Annotated in this window: 14 protein-coding genes; 8 read left to right on the top strand and 6 right to left on the bottom strand. The window is 65.3% G+C overall.

Annotated features, from left to right (window positions below):
* The first annotated feature begins 77 nt into the window (after positions 1-77).
* On the top strand, positions 78-1034 hold the full coding sequence (locus J2T47_RS06670) for an electron transfer flavoprotein subunit alpha/FixB family protein (RefSeq protein ID WP_253443621.1): 957 nt from the start codon (positions 78-80) through the stop codon (positions 1032-1034).
* Here the strand turns inward: J2T47_RS06670 and J2T47_RS06665 are convergent.
* On the bottom strand, positions 1031-2092 hold the full coding sequence (locus tag J2T47_RS06665; RefSeq protein ID WP_253443619.1) for an ABC transporter ATP-binding protein: 1062 nt from the start codon (positions 2090-2092) through the stop codon (positions 1031-1033). The genes J2T47_RS06670 and J2T47_RS06665 overlap by 4 nt on opposite strands.
* Positions 2093-2109: 17 nt before the next feature.
* On the bottom strand, positions 2110-3027 hold the full coding sequence (gene argF, locus J2T47_RS06660; RefSeq protein WP_253443617.1) for an ornithine carbamoyltransferase: 918 nt from the start codon (positions 3025-3027) through the stop codon (positions 2110-2112).
* 314 nt (positions 3028-3341) lie between these two features.
* Here argF and J2T47_RS06655 point away from each other — a divergent pair, with 314 nt between their 5' ends.
* From J2T47_RS06655 to J2T47_RS06645, 3 genes are all read left to right on the top strand, one after another.
* On the top strand, positions 3342-5435 hold the full coding sequence (locus J2T47_RS06655; protein ID WP_253443615.1) for a molybdopterin oxidoreductase family protein: 2094 nt from the start codon (positions 3342-3344) through the stop codon (positions 5433-5435).
* 132 nt (positions 5436-5567) lie between these two features.
* Positions 5568-5894: a Grx4 family monothiol glutaredoxin gene (gene grxD / locus J2T47_RS06650; RefSeq protein WP_017521010.1), complete on the top strand. Its 327-nt coding sequence runs from the start codon at positions 5568-5570 to the stop codon at positions 5892-5894.
* Positions 5895-5957: 63 nt separating this feature from the next.
* Positions 5958-7121, top strand: coding sequence for an MFS transporter (locus tag J2T47_RS06645; RefSeq protein ID WP_253443613.1), 1164 nt, complete (start codon positions 5958-5960; stop codon positions 7119-7121).
* A 62-nt stretch (positions 7122-7183) separates the two neighbouring features.
* Here the strand turns inward: J2T47_RS06645 and bfrB are convergent, their stop codons facing one another.
* Positions 7184-7660 (bottom strand): bacterioferritin BfrB, encoded by a 477-nt coding sequence (bfrB, locus tag J2T47_RS06640; protein ID WP_017521012.1) that lies wholly within the window; start codon positions 7658-7660, stop codon positions 7184-7186.
* 219 nt (positions 7661-7879) lie between these two features.
* On the bottom strand, positions 7880-8095 hold the full coding sequence (locus tag J2T47_RS06635) for a bacterioferritin-associated ferredoxin (RefSeq protein WP_253443611.1): 216 nt from the start codon (positions 8093-8095) through the stop codon (positions 7880-7882).
* Between the two features lie 267 nt (positions 8096-8362).
* Between J2T47_RS06635 and J2T47_RS06630 the strand changes: the two genes are divergently transcribed.
* On the top strand, positions 8363-8965 hold the full coding sequence (locus J2T47_RS06630; protein WP_081517709.1) for a peroxiredoxin: 603 nt from the start codon (positions 8363-8365) through the stop codon (positions 8963-8965).
* A 60-nt stretch (positions 8966-9025) separates the two neighbouring features.
* Here the strand turns inward: J2T47_RS06630 and rnt are convergent, their stop codons facing one another.
* Together rnt and pyrC are read right to left on the bottom strand one after the other, a co-directional pair.
* Positions 9026-9706, bottom strand: a complete 681-nt coding sequence (rnt, locus tag J2T47_RS06625; RefSeq protein WP_037011317.1) for a ribonuclease T — start codon at positions 9704-9706, stop codon at positions 9026-9028.
* A complete protein-coding gene (gene pyrC, locus J2T47_RS06620; RefSeq protein ID WP_138212518.1) occupies positions 9703-10749 on the bottom strand; it encodes a dihydroorotase in 1047 nt (348 codons plus the stop codon). Before pyrC ends, rnt begins: the two co-directional genes overlap by 4 nt.
* Before the next feature lie 138 nt (positions 10750-10887).
* Here pyrC and J2T47_RS06615 point away from each other — a divergent pair, with 138 nt between their 5' ends.
* The 3 genes from J2T47_RS06615 to gloA all read left to right on the top strand — a co-directional run bounded on the left by J2T47_RS06615 (position 10888) and on the right by gloA (position 13733).
* Entirely contained in the window at positions 10888-11895 is a 1008-nt protein-coding gene (locus tag J2T47_RS06615; RefSeq protein ID WP_253443609.1) for a flagellar protein MotY, read from the top strand.
* Between the two features lie 132 nt (positions 11896-12027).
* Positions 12028-13245: an argininosuccinate synthase gene (locus J2T47_RS06610; protein ID WP_253443607.1), complete on the top strand. Its 1218-nt coding sequence runs from the start codon at positions 12028-12030 to the stop codon at positions 13243-13245.
* A 95-nt stretch (positions 13246-13340) separates the two neighbouring features.
* Positions 13341-13733, top strand: coding sequence for a lactoylglutathione lyase (gene gloA, locus J2T47_RS06605; RefSeq protein ID WP_253443605.1), 393 nt, complete (start codon positions 13341-13343; stop codon positions 13731-13733).
* Positions 13734-14000 lie beyond the last annotated feature (267 nt).

Genomic DNA, 14000 nt, shown 5'->3' with positions numbered 1-14000 from the left:
TCGGCGCCCTGGCCTAGGCTTGCCTGTCATGTCCGTCCGCGCATCCCGGCGCGGCGCACCGAATCGGAGGCAGGCCCATGGCGATCCTGGTCATCGCTGACTATCACACCCACACCGGTTGCGCCGTCCTCGCACCGGCAACCCTGAACGCCCTGGCGGCCGCCCGACAGATCGGTGGCGACGTGCACCTGCTGCTGGCCGGCACCGGCCTGGACCCGTTGGCGGAGCAGGCGCGGCAGATCGAGAGCGTCGCGCGCATCGTGCGGGTGGATGACTCTGCCTGCGACCACCTGCTGGCGGAAAACCTCTGCGCACTGGTCGTGCAACTGGCCCCCGGCTACAGCCATATTCTCGCACCCGCCACCGCGATGGGCCGCGATTGCCTGCCGCGTATCGCTGCGTTGCTGGACGTCGATGCGGTATCCGATGTCATCACCGTGATCGACAGCGAGACGTTCCAGCGGCCGATTTACGCTGGCAACGCCATCGCCACAGTGCGCTGCGAAGGACCGGTGAAGGTGCTGGGGATTCGACCAACGGCTTTCGATCCGGTTGCCGCTGAAGGCGGCAACGCCGAGCTGGAAAGACGCAGCGGGGCCGGTGATCTCGCGCTTGCATCCTGGCAGGGCGAGGAGCGCCCGGATTTCGAACGCCCGGCGCTGGAGTCGGCGCGGGTAATAGTCGCCGGTGGGCGCGGCCTGCAGACTGCGGAAGGTTTCGCTGCGCTCTATCCCCTGGCGGAGCGTTTGCAGGGTGCAGTCGGCGCTTCGCTGGCGGCGGTGGACGCGGGCTTCGCACCGGCGGAGCTGCAGATCGGCCAGTCCGGGCGCATCGTCGCCCCCGAGCTGTACCTGGCGGTGGGCATCTCCGGTGCGGTGCAACATGTGGCGGGCATGAAGGACGCCAAGGTCATAGTCGCGATCAACCTCGACCCGGAGGCGCCGATCTTCGAGGTCGCCGATTACGGCTTGCAGGGGGACCTGTTCGACTTGCTGCCGCAGCTGCAGGGCGAACTGGACCGAGTACTCGGCTAGAGCGCCACGCTGCCCTGGGCGGGGAACAGCACCAGGTGCTCGGCGGCTACGCCGATGGCCACTTCATCGCCCGGCTGGTGATCTGCATGGCTGGGGAAGAGGGATTCCAGCTGGGTGCCGGTGGGCAACTGCAAGCGATACAGCGTCGCCGCGCCGAGGAATGACTTGCCGACGATCCGCGCCTTCAGCCCGCCATCGGCGGCGGGTACCAGGTCGTCCGGGCGCAGCAGTACGTCCACCGCACTGCCGTCCGGCAGGCTGTAGGCGCGGTTGCCGTGGAGCAGGCCGAGTTCGGTCTGCACCGCATCGTTCCCGCGCATCTGGCCGCGAATGAAGTAACCCTGGCCGACGAAGCTGGCGACGAAGGGGGTCTGCGGCTCGTGATAGAGATTGAACGGGGTGTCCCACTGCTCCAGCACGCCGTGGCGGAACACGCCGACGTGGTCGCTGACGGCGAAGGCTTCTTCCTGATCGTGGGTCACCAGGATCGCGCTGGTGCCGCGGGCCTTGAGGATGTCGCGGACCTCATGGCTGAGCTGGCGGCGCAGTTCCACGTCGAGGTTGGAGAAGGGCTCGTCGAGCAGCAGCAGCTGCGGTTGCGGCGCCAGCGCACGGGCCAGGGCCACACGTTGCTGCTGGCCGCCGGAGAGTTCGTGGGGGAAGCGCAGGCCGAGGCCGTCGAGCTTCACCAGCTCCAGCAACTCGCCGACGATGCGCTCGCGCTCGGGATGCTTGCGGATGCCGAAGGCGATGTTGTCCGCCACCGACAGGTGCGGGAACAGCGCGTAGTCCTGGAACACCATGCCGATCCGGCGCTTCTCCGGCGACAGGGTGAAGCCTGGGCGGGAAATCACTTCGCCGGCCAGTTCGATACGGCCGCTCTGCACCGGCTCGAAACCGGCGATGGCGCGCAGGGTGGTGGTCTTGCCGCAGCCCGAGGGGCCGAGCAGGCAGCCGATATCGCCGGCGTTCAGGTGCAGGCTGACGCCTTGCACCACACGCTGCTGTTCATAGCCACAGGAAAGATCTTCGAGGTTGAGCAGCAGCGTCTGGGTCATCGGACTCTAAGCAGGGATCAGGCGTAGTGGGCGTGCTCGACCAGCAGTTCGAGCAGCGCCTTCTGGGCGTGGAGACGGTTTTCCGCCTGGTCCCAGGCTACCGAGCGAGCGTCGTCCAGCAGGTCTTCGCTGATCTCTTCGCCACGGTGGGCAGGCAGGCAGTGCATGAATAGTACATCCGCCGCCGCGCCATCGAGCAGCGCACGTGTTACCTGATATGGCTGGAACAGGCGCAGGCGTGCGGCCGCTTCGTCTTCCTGGCCCATGGAGGCCCAGACGTCAGTGCTCACCAGGTGCGCGCCGGCCACTGCTTCACGCGGGTCGCGGAAGATCTTCACACGCTCGCCGGCCAGTTCCATCAGCGCGGCGTTCGGCTCGTAGCCTTCCGGGCAGGCCACGTGCAGCTGGAAGTCGAAGCGGATCGCCGCCTCGATATAGCTGTTGCACATGTTGTTGCCGTCGCCGATCCAGGCCACGGTCTTGCCGGCGATGCTGCCGCGGTGCTCGAGGAAGGTCTGCATGTCGGCCAGCAGCTGGCAGGGATGCAGGTCGTCCGACAAGCCATTGATCACCGGCACGCGGGAGTTCTCGGCGAACTCGATCAGGTTGCTGTGGGCGAAGGTGCGGATCATCACCGCATCGACCATCCGCGACATTACCCGCGCGGCGTCGGCGATCGGCTCGCCGCGGCCCAGCTGGGTGTCGCGCGGCGAGAGGAAGATGGCCTGGCCGCCGAGCTGGATCATGCCGGCTTCGAAGGAAATCCGCGTCCGCGTCGAGGCCTTCTCGAAGATCATGCCGAGCACGCGGTTCTTCAGCGGTTCGTAGAGCACGCCTCGGTCTCGCAGGTCCTTCAGCTCGGTGGCGCGGCGGATCAGACCGAGCAGTTCTTCGGTCGTGTAATCCAGCATCGAGAGGAAGTGACGTGCGCTCATGGTTCGTACCTACTACTTATTCTCAGAATCAGGCCGAGGTACCGACCGGCTTTCGTGAGAAAAAACGGGCTGAACCTGCGGCGGGACCGCATGGAGCGGAAAATGGGGGAAGGCGCGATCCTATAAGGAAATGACGGATCTACGCAAGTTTCGCCCGGAGGGCCCGTCGGGCGGGGCTTCAACATGGTCGTTCCTGATGCCCTGCGATTCACCCGACGGAAGCTGGTGGTGCTTCGCCAGGCCAGGATTCATAGTGCTTTCGACCCCGCGACCGGCCCCATGAGGCGCCGGCGACAACAAGAACGAGGCGAGCCATGAGCAAGACCCTCCACCACCGTGCGTGCCACCTGTGCGAGGCCATCTGCGGCCTGACCATCGAGACCGAGGACGAGCGCATCCTCTCGATCAAGGGCGACGCCCAGGACAGCTTCAGCCGTGGCCACATCTGCCCCAAGGCAGTGGCGCTGCAGGACATCCAGAACGACCCGGACCGCCTGCGCCAGCCGGTGCGCCGCGTCGGCAACGAGTGGCAGCCGATCGGCTGGGACGAGGCCTTCGAGCTGGTCGCCACGCGCCTTGCGGAGATTCGCTCACGCCATGGCAACGACGCCGTGGCCGTGTACCAGGGCAACCCCAGCGTGCACAACTACGGGCTGATGACCCACAGCAACTACTTCCTCGGCCAGCTGAAGACCCGCAATCGCTACTCGGCGACCTCGGTGGACCAGTTGCCGCATCATCTGGTCAGCCAGCAGATGTTCGGCCATGGCCTGCTGATCCCGATTCCCGACATCGATCACACCGACTTCATGCTGATCCTGGGCGGCAACCCGCTGGCCTCCAACGGCAGCATCATGACCGTGCCGGATGTGGAGAAGCGCCTGAAGGCGCTGAAGGCCCGTGGTGGCAAGCTGGTGGTGGTCGACCCGCGTCGCACCGAGACGGCGGCACTGGCGGACCAGCACCTGTTCGTCCGTCCCGGGGAGGACGCAGCCCTGTTGCTGGGCATCCTCGACACGCTGCTCAGCGAAGGGCTGACCCGTGCAACCGCCCTGCCGGTAAATGGCCTGGAGGTGGTGCGCGAAGCGTTGGCGCCGTTCAAAGTTGCAGCGATGGCCGCCCGTTGTGGCGTGCCGGCTGACGAGATACGCCAGCTGGCGCGGGCTTTTGCCGCCGCCGACAAGGCTGTCTGCTACGGGCGGATGGGGGTTTCCACGCAGGTCTTCGGCAGCCTGTGCCAGTGGCTGGTGCAGCTGATCAACCTGGTCACCGGCAACCTCGACCGCGTGGGCGGCACCCTGTGCACCACGCCGGCAGTGGACCTGGTGGCGACCACCGCGGGTGGCGCGTTCAATCGCTGGCAGAGCCGCGTGTCCGGCCTGCCGGAGTACGGTGGCGAGTTGCCGGTGGCGGCACTGGCCGAGGAGATGCTGACCGAAGGGGAAGGGCAGGTGCGCGCGCTGGTGACGGTGGCCGGTAACCCGGTGCTGTCCACGCCCAATGGCCGTCGCCTGGAGCAGGCGCTGGATGGCCTGGAGTTCATGCTCAGCGTGGACCTGTACATCAACGAGACCACCCGCTACGCCGACCTGATCCTGCCGCCCACCGCGCCGCTGGAACATGATCACTACGACACCACCTTCAACGTCTTCGCGGTGCGCAACGTCACCCGCTTCAACGAGGCGATCCTGTCGAAACCCGAAGGCACGCTGCACGACTGGGAAATCTTCGTTGGCCTGGCCAAGGCCTACGCTGCGCGCCAGGGCACCGAGCTCAAACCGACCCTGGCGCCGGAGCAGATGATCGAGATGGGCCTGCGCTTCGGCCCCTACGGCGACGCCAGCGAGCACAAGCTCAACCTGGCGCGCCTGCGCGAGCACCCGCACGGGCTGGACCTGGGCCCGCTGCAACCGAACCTGGCGCCGCGGCTGAAGACCGCGAGCCGCAGCATCGAGGCCGCGCCGGAGATATTCCTCAACGACCTGCGCCGCTTCGCCGATACCCAGTCGCCCGCCATCGATCAATTGCTGCTGATCGGCCGTCGCCACGTGCGCAGCAACAACTCGTGGATGCACAATTATCACCGCCTGGTGAAGGGCAAGCCGCGCCACCAGTTGCTGATGCACCCGCAGGACCTGGCCACGCGCGGGCTGGTGGACGGGCAGAAAGTGCGGGTGCGCTCGCGGGTCGGCAGCATCGAGATCGAGGTGGCTGCCAGCGATGAAGTCATGGCCGGTGTGGTCAGCCTGCCCCACGGCTGGGGCCACGGGCGGCCGGGCGTGCAGCTGTCCATCGCCCGCGAGCAGGGCGGCGCCAGCGCCAATGACCTGACCGACGAGCGCCATCTGGATGCGCTCTCCGGCAACACCGCGCTCAACGGCGTGCCGGTGGAGGTCGAGGCGGCCTGACAAGCTGACGCACGTCACCTGCAAAGCCGAGCGTTGCACTCGGCTTTGCAGTACAATGCGCGGTACCGTGCCGGCCTGTGCCCCCAGAGGCGACTGCCGGGTCAGTGTCTGATAGTTAAGCCGAGGAAGTTCATGGATATCATCGATACCATCAAAGAGCAGATCTCCAGCAACCCTGTTCTGCTGTACATGAAGGGTTCGCCGAACGCTCCCCAGTGCGGTTTCTCGTCCCGCGCCGCGCAGGTGCTGATGGCTTGCGGCGAAAAATTCGCCTATGTCGACATCCTGCAGAACCCGGAAATCCGCGCCAACCTGCCCAAGTACGCCAACTGGCCGACCTTCCCGCAACTGTGGGTCGGTGGTGAACTGGTCGGCGGCAGCGACATCCTGGCCGAGATGTTCGAGAAGGGTGAGCTGCAACCGCTGATCAAGGACGCCGTGAGCAAGGCCAACGCCTGAGTCTTTCGTGCTGTCGCACAAAGCCCCGCCTTGGCGGGGCTTTGTTTTTGGGAAGAAATAAGAATGACTGAACAGACGCGGGCCAACGCCGCGCGCTGGGCGTGCGGATACTGCTTCGCCATGGGCGGGATGGTCCATGGCAGCGTGATGGGGCGGGTGCCGGCCCTCAAGAGCATGACCGGGGTGGACGAGCAGCAACTGGGCCAGGCGTTGCTGGGCGCAGGCTTCGGTGCGCTGCTGGCGTTCGCCTTCGCCGGCGCGCTGGTGCGCCGCTACGGCAGCCGTGCGATCACGGTGATTTCCGGGCTGGCGCTGATGGCGACCTTCCCGCTGCTGGGGCTGGCGCAGGACGTCTGGGTGCTTGCGGCGGGCTTCCTCGCCGTCGGCCTGACCTTCGCGACCATGGACGTGGCGATGAACACCCAGGCGGTGGAGGTCGAGCGGCGCCTGGGCCGCCCGTGCATCTCCAGCCTGCATGGCATGTACAGCCTGGGCGGTCTGGTCGGTGCCGTCGGCGCGGCGGCCTTCGCCGATCTCGCGCCGATCTGGCACTTCAGCCTGCTGGCGCTGATCGCCGTGGCGATCCTGCCGTTGTTTGCCCGTCATCTGTTCGAGGGCCGTCCGCAGCCCATGGAGGAGGAGGCGCCAGCCCAACGTGGCTGGCGCCTGCCGCCACCGGCGCTGATTGGGCTGGGGTTGTTGACCCTCTGTGCGTTCGTCTCCGAAGGGGCGGTCGCCGACTGGGGCGCCTTGCTGCTGCATCAGGTACTGGGCGCCTCCGAACGTCTGGCTGCACTGGGCTTCGCGGCATTCTCCGCGACCATGGTACTGGGCCGGTTGTTCGGTGACCGTCTGCGCGTGCGTTTCGCCGATGAGGCGCTGGTGCGCAACCTGGCACTGCTGGCCATCGCGGGCATGTTCCTGGCGCTGTTCAGCCCATGGGTTTACGGCGCGATTGCCGGTTTCGCCCTGGTGGGCGCAGGACTGTCGGTGGTGGTGCCGATCCTGATCGGCGCGGCAGGCAACCGGCCGGGCGTCGAGCCTTCGCGCGGCGTGGCGGCGGTGGCGTCGTTCGGCTATGGCGGCTTGCTGCTGGGCCCGCCGCTGATCGGTTTCCTCGCCGAGCACGTGGGCTTGCGCCTGTCGTTGCTGGTAGTGGTGGGGCTGTGCGCGGGGCTGGTGCTGAAGGCGTCACTGGTACGCCGCCCGCCGAAGGCGAACGCCTAGAAGGGAAGGGCACCGGCGTCCACAACTGCGCCGGTGCCTTTTTTCTATCAGTCGACTTTCTGTCAGTCGTCTTCGTGCATGTGCGACTGCAGGTAGTTTTCCAGGCCGACTTTCTGGATCAGGCCCAGCTGGGTTTCCAGGTAGTCGATGTGCTCTTCCTCGGACTCGAGGATGTCCTTGAGCAGGTCGCGGCTGACGTAGTCATGCACGCTTTCGCAATGCACGATGGCGTCGCGCAGGTCCTTGCAGGCCTTGAGCTCCAGGTTCAGGTCGCACTGCAGCATTTCCTGGGTGTTCTCGCCGATCAGCAGCTTGCCCAGATCCTGCAGGTTGGGCAGGCCTTCGAGGAACAGGATGCGTTCGATGAGCTTGTCGGCGTGCTTCATCTCATCGATGGACTCGTGGTACTCGTGCGCGCCGAGGCGCTTCAGGCCCCAGTCGTTCCACATGCGCGAGTGCAGGAAGTACTGGTTGATGGCGATCAGCTCGTTGCCGAGGATCTTGTTCAGATGCTGGATGACTTTCTTGTCGCCTTTCATGCCGGGGTCCTGCCGTGTGGAGTGGGAGAGATGAAATTCTCGCGCCCTTATAACCATCTGTCAAACATAAGTCCTTGAATTTGCTATAAAAAGGAATATGAATGCGAATGTTTTCATTCCGCAACTTGGCGCTAAACCACTGAATTTCGGGCATAAAAAAACCGGGCCAGGGCCCGGTTTCTTTGGGATTCTTGCTGAATAGACCAGCGGTCTTTTTTCTCAACCCGCCGCGTAGGCCAGGTTGTAGTTCATCGTCTGGGCGCTCTGCAGCTCGCCGAGGGTCTCGCGGACCACCTGTTTGGCCAGGCAGGCGCACTTGCCGCACTGGGTGCCAACGCCGGTGCACTCACGCACTTCACGGTAGTTGCAGGCGCCGTCGTAGATCGCATCGCGGATCTGGGTATCGGTAACACCGTTGCAGAGGCAGACGTACATGGTTGCACTACAGTCGCTGTGGGGTTGTTGGAAGCGATACTAATAATAATGAGAATGATTGTCAAAAGTTGCCGGAGTCTCATCCCGGCATCCCGATAAATGGTCAACCCGGTCACGGAGTCAGTGCCGAAGGTGCGTGGATGAAGGCCTTGCGCACCGGGTGTATGATGGCCGCCCCACTCGAGCGACAACCCCTCAAGCCCGGCAGTTTCGAACGGGCAGCGGGCTTTTCGCTCTCTAGCGCCTCACCATTTCCGGAGACAAGGAATGAGCGTACTCGTAGGTAAGAAAGCTCCCGATTTCAACGTGGCCGCCGTGCTGGGCACCGGCGAGATCGTCGACAGCTTCGTGCTGTCCGAAGCCATCAAGGGCAAGTACGGACTGGTGTTCTTCTACCCGCTGGACTTCACCTTCGTCTGCCCGTCCGAGCTGATCGCCCTGGACCACCGCATCCCGGACTTCCAGGCGCGCAACGTGGAAGTGATCGGCGTCTCCATCGACTCCCACTTCACCCACAACGCCTGGCGCAACACCCCGGTGGACAAGGGCGGCATCGGCCCGGTCAAGTACACCCTGGCCGCTGATATCACCCACGAGATCGCCAAGGCCTATGACGTCGAGTCCGAGGGCGGCGTGGCTTTCCGTGGCGCCTTCCTGATCGACCAGAACGGCGTGGTGCGTTCGCAGATCGTCAACGACCTGCCGCTGGGCCGCAACATGGACGAACTGCTGCGTCTGGTCGACGCCCTGCAGTTCACCGAGGAGCATGGCGAAGTCTGCCCGGCCAACTGGAAGAAGGGCGACAAGGGCATGACCGCCTCGCCCGAAGGCGTTGCCGCCTACCTGGCCGAGAATGCCGGCAAGCTGTAAGGCTGCTGGTGCATGAAAAAGCCCCGCAATCGCGGGGCTTTTTCATTCAGGACAGCGCGATCAGTGATCGTCTTCCATCCAGCCGCCGAATTCCTTCCAGCGGTTGACGATGCCGCAGAACAGCTCGGCGGTCTTCTCGGTGTCGTAGCGCGCCGAGTGGGCCTCGCGGTTGTCGAACTCGATGCCGGCGGTCTGGCAGGCCTTCGCCAGGACGGTCTGGCCGTAGGCGAGGCCTGCGAGGGTGGCGGTGTCGAAGCTGGAGAACGGGTGGAACGGGTTGCGCTTCACGCCGCTGCGGTTGACCGCGGCGTTGAGGAAGCCCAGGTCGAAGCTGCTGTTATGGCCGACCAGGATCGCCCGCTTGCAGCCGTTGGACTTCAGCGATTTGCGGATGCCACGGAAGATCTCGGTCAGCGCCTGCTCTTCCGGCACGGCCATGCGCAGCGGGTGGTCCAGCTTGATGCCGGTGAACTCCAGTGCCGCCTGTTCGATGTTGGCGCCTTCAAAGGGCTCCACACGGAAGAAGTAGGTGTGCTCGGGGAACAGGTAGCCGCTTTCGTCCATGCCGATGGTCACGGCGGCGATTTCCAGCAGGGCGTCGGTGCCGGCGTTGAAGCCACCGGTCTCGACGTCCACCACGACCGGCAGGTAGCCACGGAAGCGGCGCGCCATCGGGTGGCGCGGGCCAGGCGGGAAGGAGCCGTCGAGTTCTTCTTCGAAGATTTCGTTCTCGTCACTCATGCCTCGGTCTCCAGCAGGCGCCAGCGCAGTTTTTCACCGGCGCGCAGCGGGACCACGTCGAAGTCGCCGAACGGCAGCGAGGCCGGGGCTTCCCATTCTTCGCGGACCAGGGTGATGCGGTCGCTGTTGCGCGGCAGGCCGTAGAAGTCCGGGCCGTGGAGGCTGGCGAAGCCTTCCAGCTTGTCCAGCGCCTTGCGCTGTTCGAAGGCTTCGGCATACAGCTCGATGGCGGCGTAGGCGGTGTAGCAGCCGGCGCAACCGCAGGCGGCTTCCTTGGCGTGGCGCGCGTGGGGCGCCGAGTCGGTGCCGAGGAAGAACTTCGGGCTGCCACTGGTGGCGGCATCCAGCAGGGCTTCCTGATGGGTGTTGCGCTTGAGGATCGGCAGGCAATAGAAGTGCGGACGGATGCCGCCAACCAGCATGTGGTTGCGGTTATAGAGCAGGTGGTGCGCAGTGATGGTGGCGCCGACATTGGCCGGGGCGGCCTTGACGAAGGCGGCGGCATCGCCGGTGGTGATGTGCTCGAAGACCACCTTGAGGGTCGGGAAGCGCTCGACCACGCGGGTCAGGTGCTCGTCGATGAAGCGCTTCTCGCGGTCGAACACGTCGACCTCGGCGCGGGTCACCTCGCCGTGCACGAGCAGCGGCAGGCCGACTTCGGCCATGGCTTCGAGCACGTGGAAGATGTTGTCGACGCTGGTGACGCCGGAATCGGAGTTGGTGGTGGCGCCGGCCGGGTACAGCTTGGCGGCGTGCACGAAGCCGGAGGCCTTGGCGGCGCGGACTTCCTCGGCGCTGGTGCGGTCGGTGAGGTACAGCACCATCAGCGGCTCGAAGCGGCTGCCGGCCGGGCGGGCGGCCAGGATGCGCTGGCGGTAGGCGTCGGCTTCGGCGGCGTTGCGTACCGGCGGGACCAGGTTCGGCATGATGATGGCGCGGCCGAAGGTGCGGGCGGCGTCGCCGACGGTTTGCGCGAGAGCGGCGCCGTCGCGCAGGTGGATGTGCCAGTCGTCGGGGCGCAGGAGTGTCAGGCGGTCGGACATGCGGATTCCAGGGGTGCGGTTGCAGCGGGAAGAGGGTGAAATGCTACCGGAAAAGGCCGCCGCCGGCACTCGCTATCAAGTTTTGCCGAGGCCGACCGATAGAATCTGGGACGCCTCTTTATCTGTATGGAAGCCATCGTGCGCCAGCCCTCCCTTCTCCTGCTCGCTCTCTGTGCCAGCCTTCCGGCCTGGGGGCTGACCTTCCAGACGCGCATGGAAAGTGCGCAATGGACGGTGGCGGGCGATCAGTTCGAGTGCCGGCTGTCGCAGAGCGTGGCCGGTTTCGGCCTGGGTGAATTCGTCTGGCGCGCCGGCGAGCAGCCGACCTTCCGCCTCAAACCGCAGACCGGCTGGCTGGGTAGTGGTACGGCGACGCTGCTGGCGGCCGCGCCACCGTGGCGGCCGGGGCAGGGCGATCTGAACCTTGGCTCGGTGCGAGTCGGTTCGGGCGATGTGCCGTTCAGCAGCACCCAGCAGCAGGCCGGGCGCCTGCTCGGCGGGCTGCTGGAAGGCCGCGCGCCGGAGGTTCGCCACCGCACGCGCACCGGCGAGACCCTGCTGGTGCGGCTGATGCCGACGCGTTTCGCCGACGGGTATACGCAGTTCCAGGATTGTTCGACGAAGATGCTCCCGGTGAACTTCGACCAGGTGCGCCAGAGCCAGGTCGGCTTCCCGGACGGTGGTACCGAGGTCGACCCGCTGGGCCGCGCCAAGCTGGACATCATCCTGCAGTACATGAAGGCCGATCCGACGGTGAACCGCATCGAACTGGACGGCCACTCCGACAACAGCGGCAACCGCCTGGCCAATCGCGAGGCTTCGCGCCGCCGCGCCATCGCCGTGATGGAGTACCTCAAGGCCAATGGCGTGGCCGAGTCGCAGATCACCGTGCGCTTCTATGGCGAGCGCTATCCGCTGGTGAAGAACAATTCCGCCGCCAACCGCGCGAAGAACCGCCGGGTGACGGTGAACCTGTCCCGCGAGGCGGTGGTGGAACAGCCTCCCGCCGAAGCGCCCGCTCCTGCCGCCAGTGCTCCCAGCGCGCCGGCGCCCACTGCCAGTGCGCCCGCTCAGGCTGCGCCGACAGCGCCTGCCGCCAACGCTGCCAATCCCCCCGCCACGCCACCCGTGACACCCAAGGGCTGACCCGCGGCGTCGGGTCGCACCGACGATAGTATTTGTCGCTTTGTCGTCTAAAGCTGTCGCCCCTCTGTAAATTATTCCGAGCGGACAGTAGAATCGGTCCCTTTCGTGACAACCCCCGTGGAGTTGAGTGGCATGGCGGACGTGAAGAAGGTAGTCCTGGCGTATTCCGGTGGCCTGGACACCTCGGTAATTCTGAAGTGGCTGCAGGATACCTATAACTGCGAAGTGGTGACCTTCACCGCCGACCTGGGTCAGGGCGAAGAGGTTGAACCGGCCCGCGCCAAGGCCAAGCAGATGGGCGTGAAAGAGGTCTTCATCGAGGACCTGCGAGAAGAGTTCGTCCGCGACTTCGTCTTCCCGATGTTCCGTGCCAACACCGTTTACGAAGGCGAGTACCTGCTGGGTACTTCCATCGCCCGCCCGCTGATCGCCAAGCGCCTGATCGAGATCGCCAACGCCACCGGCGCTGATGCCATCTCCCACGGCGCCACCGGCAAGGGGAACGACCAGGTACGTTTCGAGCTGGGCGCCTACGCGCTGAAACCGGGCGTGAAGGTGATTGCACCCTGGCGTGAGTGGGACCTGCTGTCCCGCGAGAAGCTGATGGACTACGCCGAAGCGCACAACATCCCGATCGAGCGCCACGGCAAGAAGAAATCGCCGTACTCCATGGATGCCAACCTGCTGCACATCTCCTATGAAGGCGGTGTGCTGGAAGACACCTGGACCGAGCACGAAGAAGACATGTGGAAGTGGACCGTCTCCCCGGAGAAGGCCCCTGACACCGCCACCTACCTCGAGCTGACCTACCGCAAGGGCGACATCGTCGCCATCGACGGCAAGGACATGACTCCGGCCCAGGTCCTGACCGAGCTGAACCGCATCGGCGGCGCCAACGGCATCGGCCGTCTGGACATCGTCGAGAACCGTTACGTCGGCATGAAGTCCCGTGGCTGCTACGAGACCCCCGGCGGCACCATCATGCTCAAGGCGCACCGCGCCATCGAGTCGATCACCCTGGACCGCGAAGTCGCTCACCTGAAGGACGAGCTGATGCCGCGCTACGCCAAGCTGATCTACACCGGCTACTGGTGGAGCCCGGAGCGCGAAATGCTCCAGCAGATGATCGATGCCTCCCAGGAGCACGTGAACGGCGTCGTGCGCCTGAAGCTGTACAAGGGCAACGTCATCGTGGTCGGCCGCAAGTCCGACGACTCGCTGTTCGACGCCAACATCGCGACCTTCGAGGAAGACGGCGGCGCCTACAACCAGGCCGATGCCGCTGGCTTCATCAAGCTCAACGCGCTGCGCATGCGTATCGCCGCGAACAAGGGCCGCAAGCTGTTCTGATAAGCTTGCGTCTCCCGTGACAAGCAGACCCCGGCCACGAGCCGGGGTTTGTGTTTATAAGCCCGCCAACCGGGCACCTGATGAGGAAAGAACCGATGAGACTGCTGCACACCATGCTGCGCGTCGGCGACATGGACAAATCCATCGCCTTCTACACCGAAGTCCTGGGCATGACCCTGCTGCGCCGCAAGGACTACCCGGACGGCCAGTTCACCCTGGCTTTCGTCGGCTACGGCAACGAGGACGACAACAGCGTCATCGAGCTGACCTACAACTGGGACGTGGACCAGTACGAGCTGGGCACCGGCTACGGTCACATCGCCCTGGAAGTGGCCGACGTCTACAAGGCCTGCGAGGACATCCGCTCCCGCGGCGGCAAGATCACCCGCGAGCCGGGCCCGATGAAGCACGGCACCAGCATCCTGGCCTTCGTCGAAGACCCGGACGGCTACAAGATCGAGCTGCTGAGCCCGCAGCGCAAGGACTGATCCTTCGGCTGCCGCCGATGAGTCCCCGGAAAACCCCGCCCATGTGGCGGGGTTTTTCTTTTCCGCGGCGTCATCAGAAAGTCATCTCAGCGTTCATACTCAAGGGGCATCGACGTCGGACGCGTCGATTGCGGAAGCAGTTTCCGCCATTCGCTTGTCACAGTCAGAAGGAGCGCGCTGCGGGCCGGAGAATCCCCGCCGCGACGCCCCCGGCAATGACGGCCGAATGGACGGCCGCATCGATTTATCGGAAAGCCCCGCGCCAAG

The sequence above is a fragment of the Pseudomonas nitroreducens genome, assembly GCF_024170165.1.
GTDB lineage: Bacteria > Pseudomonadota > Gammaproteobacteria > Pseudomonadales > Pseudomonadaceae > Pseudomonas > Pseudomonas nitroreducens_C.
This window is presented reverse-complemented; position numbering and strand designations above follow the sequence as displayed.

What these genes read in the sequence shown, in the direction of transcription:
- grxD (WP_017521010.1), top strand. Translation starts at nt 5,568, where the DNA reads ATGGATATCATCGATACCATCAAAGAGCAGATCTCCAGCAACCCTGTT.
- J2T47_RS06635 (WP_253443611.1), bottom strand. Translation starts at nt 8,095, where the DNA reads ATGTACGTCTGCCTCTGCAACGGTGTTACCGATACCCAGATCCGCGAT.
- rnt (WP_037011317.1), bottom strand. Translation starts at nt 9,706, where the DNA reads ATGAGTGACGAGAACGAAATCTTCGAAGAAGAACTCGACGGCTCCTTC.
- J2T47_RS06655 (WP_253443615.1), top strand. Translation starts at nt 3,342, where the DNA reads ATGAGCAAGACCCTCCACCACCGTGCGTGCCACCTGTGCGAGGCCATC.
- J2T47_RS06665 (WP_253443619.1), bottom strand. Translation starts at nt 2,092, where the DNA reads ATGACCCAGACGCTGCTGCTCAACCTCGAAGATCTTTCCTGTGGCTAT.
- gloA (WP_253443605.1), top strand. Translation starts at nt 13,341, where the DNA reads ATGAGACTGCTGCACACCATGCTGCGCGTCGGCGACATGGACAAATCC.
- pyrC (WP_138212518.1), bottom strand. Translation starts at nt 10,749, where the DNA reads ATGTCCGACCGCCTGACACTCCTGCGCCCCGACGACTGGCACATCCAC.
- J2T47_RS06610 (WP_253443607.1), top strand. Translation starts at nt 12,028, where the DNA reads ATGGCGGACGTGAAGAAGGTAGTCCTGGCGTATTCCGGTGGCCTGGAC.
- argF (WP_253443617.1), bottom strand. Translation starts at nt 3,027, where the DNA reads ATGAGCGCACGTCACTTCCTCTCGATGCTGGATTACACGACCGAAGAA.
- J2T47_RS06670 (WP_253443621.1), top strand. Translation starts at nt 78, where the DNA reads ATGGCGATCCTGGTCATCGCTGACTATCACACCCACACCGGTTGCGCC.
- bfrB (WP_017521012.1), bottom strand. Translation starts at nt 7,660, where the DNA reads ATGAAAGGCGACAAGAAAGTCATCCAGCATCTGAACAAGATCCTCGGC.
- J2T47_RS06645 (WP_253443613.1), top strand. Translation starts at nt 5,958, where the DNA reads ATGACTGAACAGACGCGGGCCAACGCCGCGCGCTGGGCGTGCGGATAC.
- J2T47_RS06630 (WP_081517709.1), top strand. Translation starts at nt 8,363, where the DNA reads ATGAGCGTACTCGTAGGTAAGAAAGCTCCCGATTTCAACGTGGCCGCC.